This is a genomic window from Okeania sp. SIO3B5 (assembly GCF_010692555.1).
GTDB lineage: Bacteria > Cyanobacteriota > Cyanobacteriia > Cyanobacteriales > Microcoleaceae > Okeania.
The window spans coordinates 1-16,322 of the sequence record NZ_JAAHHG010000202.1 but is presented as its reverse complement, the minus strand read 5'-3'; the positions used below and the strand labels follow the sequence as shown (position 1 = coordinate 16,322).

The 16,322-nt window shown below is 35.1% G+C and carries 12 protein-coding genes; 7 read left to right on the top strand and 5 right to left on the bottom strand.

Annotation, left to right across the window (positions count from 1 at the left end):
* Positions 1–2,551 precede the first annotated feature (2,551 nt).
* Positions 2,552–3,820, top strand: a complete 1,269-nt coding sequence (locus F6K54_RS23615; protein WP_293082745.1) for a ribulose bisphosphate carboxylase small subunit — start codon at positions 2,552–2,554, stop codon at positions 3,818–3,820.
* Positions 3,821–4,665: 845 nt separating this feature from the next.
* Here F6K54_RS23615 and F6K54_RS23610 read toward each other — a convergent pair.
* Complete coding sequence (locus F6K54_RS23610; protein ID WP_366558214.1) at positions 4,666–5,526, bottom strand: ABC transporter permease; 861 nt, start codon at positions 5,524–5,526, stop codon at positions 4,666–4,668.
* Between the two features lie 1,743 nt (positions 5,527–7,269).
* Here F6K54_RS23610 and F6K54_RS23605 point away from each other — a divergent pair.
* The 3 genes from F6K54_RS23605 (at position 7,270) to F6K54_RS23600 (ending at position 10,044) form a co-directional block, all read left to right on the top strand.
* Positions 7,270–8,208: a transposase gene (locus tag F6K54_RS23605; protein WP_366558213.1), complete on the top strand. Its 939-nt coding sequence runs from the start codon at positions 7,270–7,272 to the stop codon at positions 8,206–8,208.
* The gene (locus F6K54_RS43145; protein ID WP_366558212.1) at positions 8,201–8,533 is read left to right on the top strand and encodes a transposase; all 333 of its coding nucleotides are present in this window, start codon (positions 8,201–8,203) and stop codon (positions 8,531–8,533) included. Before F6K54_RS23605 ends, F6K54_RS43145 begins: the two co-directional genes overlap by 8 nt.
* Before the next feature lie 299 nt (positions 8,534–8,832).
* Complete coding sequence (locus F6K54_RS23600) at positions 8,833–10,044, top strand: HhoA/HhoB/HtrA family serine endopeptidase (protein ID WP_293082742.1); 1,212 nt, start codon at positions 8,833–8,835, stop codon at positions 10,042–10,044.
* 1,056 nt (positions 10,045–11,100) lie between these two features.
* On the opposite strand, the gene F6K54_RS23595 is transcribed toward F6K54_RS23600, so the two are convergent.
* Complete coding sequence (locus F6K54_RS23595; protein ID WP_293082739.1) at positions 11,101–11,226, bottom strand: hypothetical protein; 126 nt, start codon at positions 11,224–11,226, stop codon at positions 11,101–11,103.
* Positions 11,227–11,241: 15 nt separating this feature from the next.
* Here F6K54_RS23595 and F6K54_RS23590 point away from each other — a divergent pair, with 15 nt between their 5' ends.
* Positions 11,242–12,867, top strand: coding sequence for a calcium-binding protein (locus F6K54_RS23590; RefSeq protein ID WP_293082736.1), 1,626 nt, complete (start codon positions 11,242–11,244; stop codon positions 12,865–12,867).
* Between the two features lie 418 nt (positions 12,868–13,285).
* On the opposite strand, the gene F6K54_RS23585 is transcribed toward F6K54_RS23590, so the two are convergent.
* The 3 genes from F6K54_RS23585 to F6K54_RS23575 form a co-directional block, all read right to left on the bottom strand.
* The gene (locus tag F6K54_RS23585) at positions 13,286–13,600 is read right to left on the bottom strand and encodes a hypothetical protein (protein ID WP_366558215.1); all 315 of its coding nucleotides are present in this window, start codon (positions 13,598–13,600) and stop codon (positions 13,286–13,288) included.
* 41 nt (positions 13,601–13,641) lie between these two features.
* Entirely contained in the window at positions 13,642–13,920 is a 279-nt protein-coding gene (locus F6K54_RS23580) for a hypothetical protein (protein WP_293082734.1), read from the bottom strand.
* Positions 13,921–13,982: 62 nt separating this feature from the next.
* Positions 13,983–14,459, bottom strand: a complete 477-nt coding sequence (locus F6K54_RS23575; RefSeq protein ID WP_293082731.1) for a leucine-rich repeat domain-containing protein — start codon at positions 14,457–14,459, stop codon at positions 13,983–13,985.
* Positions 14,460–15,103: 644 nt separating this feature from the next.
* On the opposite strand from F6K54_RS23575, the gene F6K54_RS23570 reads away from it, so the two are divergent.
* Positions 15,104–15,259: a hypothetical protein gene (locus tag F6K54_RS23570; RefSeq protein ID WP_293082728.1), complete on the top strand. Its 156-nt coding sequence runs from the start codon at positions 15,104–15,106 to the stop codon at positions 15,257–15,259.
* A 141-nt stretch (positions 15,260–15,400) separates the two neighbouring features.
* A complete protein-coding gene (locus F6K54_RS23565; protein ID WP_293082725.1) occupies positions 15,401–15,907 on the top strand; it encodes a DUF6653 family protein in 507 nt (168 codons plus the stop codon).
* Positions 15,908–16,322 lie beyond the last annotated feature (415 nt).

The window sequence follows — 16,322 nt, the reverse complement described above, 5'->3', positions numbered from 1 at the left end:
AGTAGGGAGTAGGGAGTAGGGAGTAGGGAGTAGGGAGTAGGGAGTAGGGAGTAGGGAGTAGGGAGTAGGGAGTAGGGAGTAGGGAGTAGGGAGTAGGGAGTAGGGAGTAGGGAGTAGGGAGTAGGGAATAGAGGAATGTCTGCGGCTTATTTGCGTAATGCTATACAATTAATTTGGCTTGAATATGTGTTTAAATAGGCATAATTAGGGCTTGCTGATTAAATATCAAAGCATTGACTGATATTGGTTTCAGCCTTTTTTTGCCTTTAAAAAGTGCAAGCTTTTCGGTCGCTCAAGCTCAAAAAGCTAGTATTTTGGGATGATTATGGCAGAAAAATCAAGGGACAATTTTTACGACTACCTCCTCTATAATTTCCATTTCTCCTGTCTCCTGTCTCCTGTCTCCTGTCTCCTACCCCTACCACTCATACTTTCCATACGCAAACCCTAATTAGGGCTTACCAATCAAATATCAAAGTATTGATACATAAAGGTTTGAGCTTTTTGATGAACGAAAAAAGTGCGCCTGTTTCAGTTGAAAACGCTCAAAAAGCTAGTATTTTGGGCTGACTATGGCAGAAAAATCAAGGAACAATTCTTACTCCTACCTTGTCTAAATTCCCATTTCTCCTGACTAAGTCCTCCTGACTCCTGACTCCTCCCCCTGCTAAAAGACTTTTTCAGCAAACCCTAATTAAAAAGCATTTCTTGACGGAATGCTCCGCAAACATCAATTCAGTAGTCATAACTTCCTAATATCCTGGGCAAACAGTGAGCGTTCAATAGCTGAAACCGAGAGAAATGCAATTTTTATGGGTATTTCAAAGGCTCTTAAATTATCCAGTTTCTACAAGTTGAGTATTTCAATCAAAGCTGAAAACTGTTAGTTAATAGCTAGTTAAGTAGATAGAGAAAATTATTTGCATATCTACTACTAAGATATATTTTATGATTTTTGAATCTTCTCTTTTCTCTATCTCCAACAAATGTTAGATTACAGCATTTTTTAAAATAGTGAAATACAGTTGAATTGAAATTTCTGTTCCCTATTCCCTATTCCGTGTTCCCTAAAACATATAATTTTGTTCCTCGCACTTTTTAGGCATTACTACAACCTACTGGACTGTTTCATCTTAAATGTTGCATTAGAAAATGGGGTGATGGGGGGATGGGGTGATGGGGGGATGGGGTGACGAAAAAAGCGCTCTGCACTATTTTAGGTGAAACAATCCACTACTGGACTGTTTCATCTTAAATGTTGCATTAGATTCAATTCAAAAGTCATCCATTCAAAAGTAAGAATTTTCAAGTTAAAAGCTAATGCACAGTTGGTGAAACAGTCCACTACATTCCGCACTTCAAAATCTAGTATAAAAAAGGAGTCAGAATTTCCGGCGTTACTGAGTGGTAATGATTTTTAGATTAAGTATCAAGGCAAAATATAAGTTTTTCAAGTGTTGAATAAAAAGTCATGCGTATGGGCGAATAACTCCTAATGATTACATACTATCACGATTTTTTTGGGGATGCAAGAGGAAATACCTTGCCTTTTTTTTGAGCTTCACAAGATGATGTTTTTCTTTGGTTTGTTAATATAGCGTTGGCGGAGCAAGTGCGGTAGCTACATCGCTTCTACATGAATAATCATGAATAATATCGATACTGTTGATGGGGTGAAAAATTTGGTGATCGTTACTTCTTTATCTGAGTACTTCACAGGATGATGATTTTCTCTGCTTTGATGGTGTGAGTATCCATTACTTAAGCATGATTGCAGACTGTAATATCTCGAATAAAAGTCAAATAATATAATAAAAAATGATTGCAGACTGTAGTATCTCGAATAAAAGCAAAACAATATTTGTTTGTGATTTCATAAATTAAAGTGATTGTAGATAGCCAGATTAACTATAACCTACATTCCACAGGTCAAAGTGTAGTATCTCAGACTAGCCATTGAAAGCTTTGCCTGATAATAACTATGAGGTTTATAAATAAAATACATAGTACACAGACTATTAATAATTATTATCAATAATCGAGGCTGTAATCCATCTTCTTCGTTAAAAATAGTCTTGTAGTATGCTTGTTGTACGAAGTGTGGGTTATAAATACTCCCGTATCAGTTATCGATCAAGGTCGGACGCGATCGCGTCCCCTCGAAAATAGCGTTTGTGGAGCGTGAGCTAAGATTTCTCACAGTCTCCATTCTCGGAATGTACCTCTTGGTCATTTGTCAAAAAATTTAGATGCGTTGGCCCTGGTAACTCGCCCCTACACATGACTTTTTATTCAACGCCAAAACAGCATTTCGCCACTGAATACATATAGTAGAATCTCCTGTATTAGATAAAAAACCTAAATCCACGGAAAATTTCAAATTCCTCTTAAAGCTGAAAGGAAAGAAATTCAATTCCCAAGAGTAATCTTAAACCCGAACAAAAATTAACTTGATAAATATTGCCAGAAAAATGATATGGTGACTAATAAATAAGGTTTGAAACCTACCCTTTCAAGCTGAGTTACTCATAACTAATAACTAATAACTGAAATGCCATATTACATATCACCTAGATTCATAGATAAACTAGCAATTCATATTACCAAAAATTTCTTAGACTTACCTAGAGTAAGAGTACCTTTAATATTAGGAATACACGGGCGAAAAGGAGAAGGAAAAACTTTTCAATGCCAATTAGTATTTGAAAAAATGGGAATAGAACCTGTCACAATATCTGGTGGAGAATTAGAAAGTAAAGATGCAGGAGACCCAGCACGTTTATTACGTTTACGTTATCGAGAAGCATCAGAAAAAATTAAAGTTCAAGGTCGAATGTGTGCCTTATTTATTAATGACTTAGATGCAGGTGCTGGTAGATTTGATGGGGGTACTCAATATACGGTAAATACTCAATTGGTAAATGCTACTTTGATGAATATTGCTGATAATCCTACTAATGTACAATTGCCTGGTAGTTATGATGAAACTCCTCTACATCGAATACCAATTATTGTGACTGGAAATGACTTTTCTACTCTCTATGCACCATTAATTAGAGATGGTCGAATGGAGAAATTTTATTGGGAACCAAACCGAGAAGATAGGATTGGTATAGTAGGTGGTATTTTTAAAACTGATGAACTTTCTGCTGGGGATATTGAGAATTTAGTAGATGAATTTTCTGACCAAGCTATAGATTTTTTCAGTGCTTTACGCAGTCGAATATATGATGAACAGATTCGTGATTTTATTCATCAAGTAGGAATAGAAAATATTTCCAAGCGGGTAGTTAATTCTGTAGAAAAAATTCCAGATTTTCCCAAACCTAATTTTAATCTCTCCCATCTTCTAGAATATGGAAAAATAATGGTTGGTGAACAACAACGCATTCGAGAATTACGATTAGTTGAAGAATATAATCAATCTCGATTATTCGGTGGTACTCAGGTAGAGCGCTCGGAAAAAGTTGCGCCAAATTCTAATTATTTATCTCCAGAAGCAACTACATCTAATCAGTTAATAGAAAATAGGGTTAATCATAAAGTTAAAAATAATAATCTCAGTTCAGAAGTTAGAGAAAAAGTGCAACAAATTCTCCAAGATGGTTTGAAAATTGGAATGGAATATGCAGATAAACGTAGATATAAAACTGGTTCATGGAAAAGTTGTGGAAAAATTGAGAATGAGGGAGAAAAAGAAGTGATGAATGCTGTAGAAAATTGTTTAGCTGAACATCAAAATGATTATGTGAGGTTGATTGGAATTGACTTTAATGTGAAGCGCAGATTAGTTGAGCAAATAATTCATAAACCAAATTAGATATTTCCGATTCTTAAGTGGGGGAGTGAAAGAGTGGGGGAGTAGGGGAGTAGGGAAGTAGGGGAGTAGGGAAGTAGGGGAGTAGGGGAGTGAGGGAGTAGTAAAAATAAGAATAATTAACAATAATTGGCTAATAATTATCAAAAAATTTATTTAATCAGTATTAATTAATTAATTAATAATTAAAGTGCCACTTAAGTACAAAATAGATTTTTTTTGCAAAAAAATAAGGTCTAAAGCGTCCCCTTTTAAGAGGATGAAAAAAACAAACTTCAGTATTTCAAATCTCTGGCTTTAGCCTGAGTTACTGATAACGTAGTTCTTCATTTCAAGAGGCTAATATCATGTCCGGATAATTAGTGATAAAAAAAATTTCTCCTTCTTTTCTTCTTTCTTCCCTTCTGAATTCAGAATTCAGAATTCAGAATTCAGAGTAGTTTATTTATAACTGTTCAACCGGACATGATATAACTTATAGCAGTTTTCATTAACATAGAATACAGAGATTTTAACTTAAAGACAAGAAGACAGAGGTAATACCAATTTGATAAATGTTTGTTACAAATGGTAGAAGTAAGAAAGAAGGAATAAATATTGAAAAAAAGGGGAAAAAAATATAAATAACTATCTAAAATGAACTGGAATAGCTATTTTTAAGCATATTCGAGCAAAGTCTACCTTTTTGTAGCATTCTTTTTTCAAATTGGTATAAGAGGGCAGAAGTTATGCAGTCTACCTTTGTGAAAACCGCTATAAATGACCATCAAACAAATAATTTTGCTTGCCTACTCCATAACACTATGGATGATTTTTTGAAATTTGTATTGAATCTCTCAACTTTAACTTCAACTATCTTTTTGCACAGAACTTTCATGCCAATCTTTTAAGAGAAAATCTGATAAAACTGCAAACAAAACAAAGATAAATATTCCTAAACCTGTAGTTAAAAATAAAGCAGCAAACATTCTGGGAATTTCTAAGTTGTAACTAGAGATTAAAATTTGATAAGCAATACCAGAACGAGTACCTCCTGTACCTGCAACAAATTCTGCTACTACAGCACCAATTAATGCTAAACCGCCACTAATTTTTAACCCACCTAAAAAATAAGGTAAAGCACTAGGAAATCTCAAATAAATTAGAGTTTGCCAACGAGATGCTCCATATAACTTAAACATATCGCTCAAGTTTTTATCAACACTATTTAATCCCAAGGTAGTATTAGAAATAATTGGGAAAAATGCGACAATCCAAGCACAGAAAATTAAAGCCGCAAAAGTATTATTTTTGAACCAGATAATAATTAGAGGAGCAATAGCAACAATAGGAGTAGTCTGTAAAATTACTGCATAGGGAAATAAACTTCTTTCAATTAATTTATTCTGAGCAAATAACATGGAAATTAACACCCCTGAAACTACTGCTACTACTAAGGCAACAACTGTAATTTTGATGGTAATTAACAGAGAAGCAAATAATTGATTCCATTCCTGAATCATTGTCTGAAATACTAATATTGGGCTTGGTAATAAATAGGGAGGAATATTCATTACTCTTACGGAAATTTCCCAGGTTAGCAGTACTATAATTCCTAAAATTATTGGAGCAATTATCTCAAGAGAAAGGAGCTTATTTAGGATTTTATTTTGTGGTTTTGTTTGTGCTAATGGTTGTTTCTTGTTCTTATTAATTTCAGTAGGTATCATCGGAGACTAGATTCTATTTTGTATCTGTAGTTTTGTAAGCATTCAGCTATTAGCATTTCCTACAGAGTAAACAGAATTTCCTGCGGAATGCTGCGCAAACAGCTTTTAAAGGTACAGGACTTACTAAAGTTAGCTCATAGCCTTTTTATTCATAAGTTTAAATTTTCTTTGGAGAGTAATTCTTCCTCTAGTGTGATAGTGACTTAATAACTCATAGCTGACCGCTGAATGCTTACGTAGTTTTTTTTGTATAATACCAATTTATCTCAAAGAAGGCTACTAAAAGAAAGTTGAAAAATTACAGCTTATTTTATCAAGGGTGAGGTGCACCCGTCGCGGGAAAAATTCCCCCACTATAAACACTCCTTCTTTCATATTTTTACCTCATACACTTGCAATTTGCTGTGTATCTAAAAGTAGCTTTTTTAATTTTATTTTCTACCTATTTATAATTATTTTTCTTGATTTATTATTTGATTTTCCTTCTTTGTTATCTTGATTATTAGGCATCTCCAAAAATCAAAAATAAAATCAATTATTATCCGTAAATTATCAATGATTCTTCCCTGTTCCCTATTCCCTATTCCCTCTTTTCTGGAGATGTCTATTGTAGGGTTTGCTGAAATGCTCTTAATATTAAGTCTCATTTAATTTAATATAGTTGTTGCGAAACTGTTGAGTATCTAAACTATATAAATTCCCAAGAAACGTAAGGTACAAAATTCGTTTGTTGCGCGGGAGTAGAGAGTTGTATGCAACCTCCGCACAGAGTAGTAATTTGGGCAATAGGGAATAGAAAAGAAAAAAACAACTGTAATAACTTGAGAAACCCTGTATATAAATTATTTGTAAAAAGGAAGGCTTAACCCTTAACAAAGAATATAAAATCTAAATACATCTTAAGTTTAAATAAATTTTAGTTATTGTTAAAATCTATAGGTCAAAATAATTTTCAGCATTTTTACCGAAAAATTTTGGTTCAAAGCCTCCCCTTTTAAGCTTTGTTTTATAAACATATTTCTTAACATAAAAATGGATAGCCTTTTAAGGGGATAAAAAAAGAGAATATTTCAGATTTCAAGCCTCCTTATTGCAGAGGTACTGATTTAAGCATTCAGCAGTCAGCTATCAGCTATCAGCTATCAGCTATTGCCTTGACTTTTAAATAAAAGATTTATGATTCAGAATTAAATATTACTACAAAAGCCAGTTTTCAAGTCTATATTTGTTGAAATCTATTCTTTAAGATTGAGGTTTTTATTGCTGAGAGCTGACTGCTAATAGCTGAATGCTTACGTACTTACTAATTAATAACTGATAACTGAAATGACCGGATGAAGCGATCGCTCTAATCACAAATCCAGTTTACTTGTATAGCCAAGGATAAAATAGAGACACAGTTAACAATTCTAAATCTCTTTTGATATACCGAACTTGATATAATTTTATTTTTATGGGAGATATCCCACCGTTTATCGTAAAAAAATAAAAATTAATTTATTATTTTGCTTCTTCCCAGAAAATGTTTGCCTGATTATGTAGAAATACAATGATATTAGTAGATATTAGCTGAATCGCCGAGAAGCCTCACACCATAATATGCAGATTTGGTGTGAGATGAATCGGCAGCAAATTGAATGGGTTCGATGCCCATTTAATTTGCATGCTATCCTACCAGAAGCTTTCGTCCTGGTTGAAAAACTTGTATTATGATGTTGCCTATAACCCCGGAAACTTTCCACCATGGGCACTGCCTACCAATATAAACTAAGACCCAACTCATATCAAATAGCCACAATAGAAACGTGGTTGGAATTGTTGTGTCGGCAGTACAACTATCGCTTAAGTGAAAGATTCTCATGGTGGGAAGAAAACCGTTGTCCAGTTAACGCCTGCCCCTTGGTGATGCCAATTCCTCAACTCTTAGATGATCCAAATTATTACTCTCAAAAAAAAGATTTAGTCAATACCAAAGACAAATTTCCTTCCTACAAGTTAATTCACTCTCAGGTGTTACAGGATTGCATAAAACGGGTAAAACTTGCCTTTGATAGATGGTTTAAGGCAGACAAAAATGGAACTAGATTAGGAAAACCAAGATTTAATGGAATTGGACGTTATCGCAGTTTTACTTATCCTCAAATCAAACAAAACTGTATTGAAGGAAATCAAATTAATTTGCCCAAAATAGGCAATATAAAGTTGATTCAACATCGACCGTTACCTGATGGTTTTCAAATTAAAACTGTGACTATTAGTCGTAAAGCAGATGGTTATTATATTACTTTATCCTTAGAAAACAAATCAGTTCCAGCTTTAACAACTAAAGTTGAACCTACACTAAAAAACACTCTGGGAATTGATATGGGACTGAAGGAGTTCTTAGTAACAAGTGAAGGAGAATCTATCCCCATACCTCAATACTATCGAAAATATCAGCAGCGATTAAAGACTCTACAGAAACGTTTGTCTCGAAAGAAAAAAGGCAGTAAAAGGTGGTTAAAAGCTGTTAAAACTGTAGCCAAACAACATAAAAAGGTCGCTGATAAACGTAAAGACTTTCATTTCAAAACAGCCAATGAATTGTTATCAAAAGCTGAGGTTATCGCCCATGTAGACGCGGAGCGGCGTGCCGGAGGCAAACTTAAATATCAAAGGGCTAGCAAAGACCCGTTTGAGTAAATCAATTAATGATGCTGGATGGGGCAAATTCCTATCTATTTTGACTGTCAAAGCCGGAAATGCTGGACAGAAAACTATAGCAGTGAACCCCAAAAATACTAGCCAATATTGCTCAAATTGTGGAGAAAAAGTCGATAAAGAATTAAACATACGAACCCATTCTTGCCCACATTGTGGTGTTGTGATTGACCACGACTTGTTTGCGCAGCATGACCTAGGAAATGCAGCGATAAATATCAAAAATAGGGCAGTAGGACATTCCGTCCTTAAAGCACACGCTTGCCTGACGGAATACCGGGGCTGCGAAACGAGAAGCCCACACTAAGCTGACGCTATAGTGTGGGAGATGTCACTTATTACTAAAGATTAAGGCCACAAGCTAGTGAGGTACACCTATCTTTAATCTCTATTCTATTCCCTGTTCCCTGTTCCCTAAAACAAACGAATTTTGTGCCTAACGCTTTTTGGGAATTGCTACATAAAATCCACTAATTTTAACAAATACTTTTAAAGTCCTTAAATTATATCAACAATCGAATTACTTTTGCTAGCCTGAAAGAAAGCAATTCTACCCCTCTTTTCTCTTAAATATCTATATCTCAAGAATTATCTAGCAGGAAAAAAATGACTTTATCCTTCAAACAATTAACCTTATATTTCTCTCTATTATCTATTGGTGGTGGCACAGGATGGTTAGGTCATCGTTATATCCAAGCCAAAGGTTTGACCATAGACTCTAATGTAATACCTGTAGTCAAGCAGCAACCGACAGATTATCCATCACATTTCAATTCTGAAAATGCTGTACTTGAACCGACTAACTATAACTTTATTGCTCAAGCAGTAGAAAAAGTAGGTCCAGCAGTAGTCCGTATAGATGCAGCTAAAAAGTTAACAACTCAAGTTCCAGAAGCTTTTCAAAATCCCTTATTTAAACGTTTCTTTGGAGAAAATTTACCTATTCCAGAAGAGCGCGTTAAACGTGGTACTGGTTCTGGGGTAATTATTAATTCTAATGGTCGCTTAATTACAAATGCTCATGTAGTTAGTGGAGCTGATACAGTTAAGGTGACATTGAAAGATGGTCGAGTTTTTGAAGGCCAGGTTAAAGGTGTAGACTCACTCACAGATGTGGCTGTAATTGAAATTGAGGCCACAGGTTTACCAGAAGTGTCCATTGGCGAATCAGAAAAATTAATTCCGGGACAATGGGCGATCGCTATTGGCAATCCTCTCGGTTTAGACAATACTGTAACGGTAGGAATTATCAGTGCTATTGGTCGTAGCAGTTCTCAAGTAGGTATTCCAGACAAACGAGTCCGTTTTATTCAAACAGATGCCGCAATTAATCCTGGCAACTCTGGTGGACCACTTTTGAATAGTCGTGGTCAAGTAATTGGCATTAATACAGCTATTAGAGCTGATGCTCAAGGATTAGGATTTGCTATTCCCATAGAAACTGCAAAAAGAATTGCGGATGAGTTATTTGATAATGGGAAAGTAGAGCATCCATTTTTAGGTATTTCAATGGTCGATTTAACGCCGGAAGTTAGAGATGAAATTAATAAACGACTAGACACGAATATTCAGCAAAATCAGGGTGTTGTGATTATGCGAATTATAGAAGATTCTCCGGCAGCTAAAGCTGGTTTGCGTCAAGGAGATGTAATTCAAAAAGTAGGTGGAGTGGCAGTTAAAAGTCCAGTAGAAGTTCAGCAACAGGTAGAACAAAGTTTAGTTGGAAAAGATTTAGCAGTAGAAGTAATTCGTAATCGTAAGATTGCTAAAATTCTCGTGAAACCTGATACTTTTCCCCTCTCAGTGGAATCAGAATGAACGAAGGCAGAAGGCAGAGGGCAGAAGGCAGAAGGAAGAATTGGATGGGGTTTTATCCTACATTCCACACGACAAAACGTAGCATAGAAATATAAGTCAAAAGTAAGAAGTCAAAAGTCAAAAGTAAGAAGTAAGAAGTAAGAAGTAAGAAGAAAATTATAGTGGTCAATAGGAGTCAATAATTTAGTAAGTATTTATGCTTAATATTTCACTGAGGATTTGACTCCTGATCAAGGTAAATGAGGATAATTTATATAGTATAAATAGGGCTTGCTGATTAAATCTAAAAGCATTGACATATAAAGGCTTTAGCCTTTTTGGGGCCTTTAAAAAGTGAAAATTTTTCAGCTCTTTATGCTCAAAATGTTAGTATTTTAGGCAAGACTTGAGCAGAAAAATCATTCTTACAATTCTTACTCCTGCCTCCTCGCTCATTCCAATTTCTCCTGTCTCCTGTCTCCTGTCTCCTGTCTCCTACCCCTACTAAAAGACTTTTGAGCGCAAACCCTAAATAGGGCTTGCTGATTAAATCTAAAAGTATTTACATATAAAGGTTTTAGCCTTTTTAAGTATCAAAAAGTGCAAGGTTTTAGGTGGCTCTGGTTCAAAAATGAGCGGATTTTGGTCAAGAGTTGGGCAGAAAAATTAAGGGACGATTATTCCTACTATCTCCTCTATAATTCCCATTTCTCCTGACTCCTAACTCCTAACCCTCGCCCATAAGACTTTTTGAGCAAACCCTAAATACTTAAACAAGCTACGGATTTTATACTAACTTTCATGTTACAAATTGAAGTGCGGAATGTGGGTTTTATACCAATTTGATAAATGTTTGCTACAAATAACTAGGGTATTTCTTAGAATTCAGCAATCCTACAATTCAGGAGCCGTATGGGAATAGATTTAATACCAGTTTTCAGTTCGTAAATTCTCTTTTTTGTCAAAGGGACATTTCCTGCAAAATCTTTTTATTGTACTTATTATTCGTAACATTCTTTTTTCAAATTGGTATTATACCCCAACAAGCTTGTAGACACTGCGAGTGACGATGGGTTTTTATACCCTTGTTCCCTTCGGTAACAAGCAGAGTGTAGGAGTCAGAATTCCCTTCTGCCTTCTGCCTTCTGCCTTCTTCCTTCTTCCTTTTTCCTTCTTCCTTCTCCCTTCTTCAGCAAATGTCAATTAAAATCATAAATTATGACAACCATTATTACCAGCTCTCAATTAGAATTAACATTAACAGAAGTTGCAGGAACAATATTTTCTATTACTGGTAATGATACTTTTATTCTGACGGCTGACAATGGTCAAAACTTCTTTGTTGACCTCATAGATGAACTAAATACTTCAATCTTAGGCTTACAAATTGGTCAATCAATCACAGTAACAGGATTTATAAATCTAGAAGATAATCGATTAAATCTAATCAATACTATTCTGATTAATGATGATTCTACCAGACCTCCACCACCAATTGTCGGACTACAAACTATATTTGGAACTGTTGGTTTTGTAGTTGACGATCGCCAATTTATTTTAAATTCTAATGGTCAAATATACTTTGTTAATTTATTAGATGAATTTAATGCCATAGCTTTAAATTTACAGCCAAATCAACCCATCGCAATTACTGGAACTGTAACTCTAGAAAATGGCAGAATAGATGTTAATAGTACCAGTATTATTGATGGTGTAAATATTCCTACTCCACCTCCTTTTATACCAGATGGTCAATTTCCACCAGGTTCCATTATTGGAAATAATACTCCTGAATTTATTCAAGGCACTCCTAACAATGACACCGTTTTTGGACTAGGTGGTAATGATACAATTGATGGGCAAGCAGGTGAAGATAGTTTGTTTGGTAGTCCCGGGAGTGATAGTATTTTTGCGGGGATAGGCAATGACACCATTTTTGGTAATGAAGGAGCTGATACCATTAATGGAGAAATAGGAGATGATAGTATTTTGGGCAACCAAGATAACGATCTTCTAGGTGGTGGTGAGGGCAATGATACTGTCCTGGGTAATGAAGGTAGTGATGAGATAGATGGGGGTGGGGGTGATGATAGTCTGGTCGGCAATGTGGGTAGTGACAGTATTTTTGGTAATGTAGGCAATGATAGTATTGATGGCAATGAAGATAGCGATCGCCTTGATGGTGGGATAGGGAATGACAGTGTTGCCGGAAATGATGGTAATGATAGTATTTTTGGCAATGATGGTAACGATAGTATTTTAGGTAATAAAGATAATGACCGTCTGGAGGGAAACTCAGGTAATGATACTATTCGTGGAGGTAAGGGTAACGATATAGTTGATGGTGGTTTTGATTTAGATTTCATTTTAGGAGAGTTGGGTAATGATGAGTTGAGTGGGGGAAAGTCTGAAGATGTCATATTTGGAGGTAGAGATAATGATTTTCTTGATGGTGGTGGAGGGAATGATACCCTCAGTGGAGATTTGAGTAATGATACTATTGTTGGTGGTATTGGTAATGATGTGATTATTGGTGCAGGTCGTCAGTCTGGAGAAAATGAGATTGATTTTTTGACGGGTAGTGCAGGTGCTGATGTGTTTGTTTTGGGTAATAGTGATGTTGCTTTTTATAGCGGTGCTGGTAGTAGTGATTATGGAGTAATTGTTGATTTTGATAATCTTGAAGGTGATGTGGTTATTGCATTTGGTGGTGATGGAGTTGTGTTGGGTCCTTCTTCTGTAGAGACTCAAGGAGGTACTGGAGTTTTTGTTGATGGGGATTTAATTGCGATTTTTATTGGTGTTACGGAATTGGAAGTTCAAAGTGGATTAATTTTGATTTAGTAAGGAGGAGTGATTTCAGTTCATGTTCGGTTGAATACTTAGGGTTTGCGTATGGAAAGTCTTTTTGCTGGGGTAGGAGACAGGAGACAGGAGACAGGAGACAGGAGAAATAGGAATGAGGGAAGAGGTAGGAGCTAAGTTTTGTAAGAACGATTTTTCTGCCCAACTATGCACCTAAAATACGCTCCTTTTTGAGCGTGAAGAGCTGAAAACCAAGGTATTTCAGACCCTAAAAGGCTAAAGTCTTTATATGTCAATGCTTTTAGATTTAATAAGCAAGCCCTACTTAAACTTTGGAGAAAGTAAGGCAGAAGGCAGAAGGTTTTCTCCCATTTTGACGTTATTTTATACACGCTCCGATGCTACCGGACATAATATAATTCTCAGGCTGTGATGAAACAGGAAGTTAACGCCAAAATTACTTTTGTCTAGTTAAGTCTAGATCATGGTAGTTTTGGGTAGGTTTAACAGATCGACTATTATCGCTCAACAATTCTACTATATTCAACCAATAATCAAAACGTGTATTTTCTTGGCGAGTATCAACTACAAGAATATACAACGAGCGTTTGGTCAGAAAAAATTGATGAGTAGCATGGTAAATTTCTTGTCCACCAAAATCCCAAATATTCATCTGAAATTCATGTTGATTTGTTATCTGAAAATTCCACTGATTAACTTTAATTCCTTTAGTCGATTCTTCTTCTTTTAATTGATAGTGTTGGTTTTGAATTTTATTAGCTAGAGTGTAAGCATTCAGCGGTCAGCGGTCAGCTAGCCTCCTATGGTCGGAACTGCGTTATCAGCTTTATTACCTTTAGTGGACAATTTAAGCTCTTTGTTCTTGTGCTTCAATTCTTTGTTCAAAAATGCAGTAGAAGTTAAGGAAATACTTGGTTCATTCATTGGTAGTCCTGCATGGTAATGGTGAAGATATATATTTTTTAATTTCTCCCACACTCCCAATCCCCCAATCTCCCAATCTCCCAATCTCCCAATCTCCCCATCCCCCCATCTCCCCATCTCCCCATCCCCCCACACTCTCTCTACCATTACTATGCACCACCACCCATTCATTTTTATTGCGCTCGAGCTGACTGCTAATAGCTGAATGCTTACGCTAGAGTTGTTTTACCTGCTCCACCTTCTCCAAGAATTAGTAATTTTGCTTCATAGAGATAATCTGTTCCTTCTTCTTTTTCTTGTCGGATATACTCTCTAATTTCCTCTATCCCTTTTTCAGCAATTTCTATTGGTGGAGTTTTTAATGGGTTATTACTTAAATTCAGTTTAGTTAACTTGGTAAGTTTAGTGGTTGATTCCGGGATTTCTGTTAATTGATTATCGTTGAAATTAAGCTCAGTTAAATTTGTGAGTTTAGTGATAGATTCTGGGATTTCTGTTAATTGATTACCTCTTAAATTTAACACTTCCAACTGCTCTAACTCCCAAATCTCAGTAGGAATTTCAGTTGATTTTTCATTATCTCTGCTAAAAATAAAAGTATTATTACTTAAGTCTAACTCCTTAAGTTTGTTGTCTTTAGCACGTTGTATTTTTTCTTGAAAATGTTCTGGTATCTGATTTTGCATATTTGTTTTAGGATAAGTTATAGCTCAATAAAATAATTTTTACAATCATTATAATATCTACAAATACAAACATTGATTCTCCGTAACCATCAGAACTTTCTTACTTCAACCCAACCTACAAAAAATTCTGATAGATAACCACTATATCCTTTAGCTGGAAAATTTATCAGTATTTCAGTAATGTGCTAGAATAACATTTTAGTAAAAATCATATAATAGTTAGTAGATTAAAAAACTAAGACGTTGTAGTTATCATCGCCTCATTTTCACACACATCAAATTTTGGTGCTTGAGAAAATGAAATGACTATTGCGATATCCGCAACAGAGATGGGAACTAGATATTTTCCCCATCACACACATCAAATTTTGGTGCTTGAGAAAATGAAATGACTATTGCGATATCCGCAACAGAGATGGGAACTAGATATTTTCCCCATCACACACATCAAATTTTGGTGCTTGAGAAAATGAAATGACTATTGCGATATCCGCAACAGAGATGGGAACTAGATATTTTCCCTCCACACACATCAAATTCTGGTGCTTGAGAAAATGAAATGACTATTGCGATATTCGCAACAGAGATGGGAACTAGATATTTTCCCTCCACACACATCAAATTCTGGTGCTTGAGAAAATGAAATGACTATTGCGACATCCGCAACAGAAAGGGGAACTAGGTATAGCAGTCGCCTTCAAGATTCAGCACTTCGTACAGACCTTGCATACAACATCCCTACCTCCCAACCAAAGATATGTAGCAAAACTTTTGAGATTTCATATCAAAATATTGCTTAATTTATTTTTTAAACTGTCAGAAAAGAAACTGCCAAAATCATCAGTTACTTACCAAAACCACTTTTGATAACGATACTACTAACTTTAATATTAGCTGCTAAAATTTAAACTTATAACTTCCTTCAACACAAAAAAAATATTATGACAACTGAACAAAAAATCGCTAACTTATTTCAAATGACAGATGAAGTTTGGGCACGTCATGCTAATCCCTGGAGTGTCTTAACTCGGTTCCCTATATTACCTTTAATTATTATTTCTATTTGGAGTCGAACTTGGATTAATTGGTGGTGTCTAATTCCCATTGTTATTGCCATTATATGGACTTGGATAAATCCCAGAATTTTCCCTAAACCAACTTCAACAAATAATTGGTTCTCAAAAGCAGTCTTTGGAGAAAAAGTTTGGTTAAACCGTCAAAAAATAGAAATTTCCCAACATCATCAACTCATAATTAATATTCTTAATTTCATTTCTTTTGTAGGTTTACCATTTTGTATTTGGGGATTAATTCAGTTGAATATCTGGCCGACTTTATTAGGAGTTATTCTGGTAATTTTAGGTAAAATGTGGTTTCTCGATCGCATGGTTTGGTTATACGAAGAAATGAAAAATGCTAATTCAGAATATCAGAGTTGGTTGTATTAGTAATAACCTGAAAATTATATGCAGAAAAATCTAGAATAAAATTTACGATACTGATAATTTAACCCTCGTAAATTACCAACTTCCTCTAATTTTAAATCAGCTTTCTCTTTGTCTTAAACTATCAAGAATTATTTATCCTTTAAGTAATACCAATTCCCAAAAGTAACGCTATATTTGGGTGCAACTTAAGTTATTAAGTAATTAACATAGCTTGAATAACTTTTTTGCTAATTAGCAGCTCAGTTTAATGTTAATTCTTCTTATTTTTTACTTCTCCACTCCCTTACTCCCCTACTCCCCTGCTCAATAAAATACGGTCAGCTTAAATAGGTAAAAAAAATATTTTTAGATTGACATTTCTAGCACAAAAGTATTATGTCCTAAAACATACTTACTTACAACCGAATAAATACTG

Bases quoted from the DNA above. Each gene is read 5' to 3' on its own strand.
- F6K54_RS23615 (WP_293082745.1), top strand. From the start codon at position 2,552: ATGCCATATTACATATCACCTAGATTCATAGATAAACTAGCAATTCAT.
- F6K54_RS23610 (WP_366558214.1), bottom strand. From the start codon at position 5,526: ATGATACCTACTGAAATTAATAAGAACAAGAAACAACCATTAGCACAA.
- F6K54_RS23605 (WP_366558213.1), top strand. From the start codon at position 7,270: ATGGGCACTGCCTACCAATATAAACTAAGACCCAACTCATATCAAATA.
- F6K54_RS23600 (WP_293082742.1), top strand. From the start codon at position 8,833: ATGACTTTATCCTTCAAACAATTAACCTTATATTTCTCTCTATTATCT.
- F6K54_RS23590 (WP_293082736.1), top strand. From the start codon at position 11,242: ATGACAACCATTATTACCAGCTCTCAATTAGAATTAACATTAACAGAA.
- F6K54_RS23580 (WP_293082734.1), bottom strand. From the start codon at position 13,920: ATGGTAGAGAGAGTGTGGGGGGATGGGGAGATGGGGAGATGGGGGGAT.
- F6K54_RS23575 (WP_293082731.1), bottom strand. From the start codon at position 14,459: ATGCAAAATCAGATACCAGAACATTTTCAAGAAAAAATACAACGTGCT.
- F6K54_RS23570 (WP_293082728.1), top strand. From the start codon at position 15,104: ATGACTATTGCGACATCCGCAACAGAAAGGGGAACTAGGTATAGCAGT.
- F6K54_RS23565 (WP_293082725.1), top strand. From the start codon at position 15,401: ATGACAACTGAACAAAAAATCGCTAACTTATTTCAAATGACAGATGAA.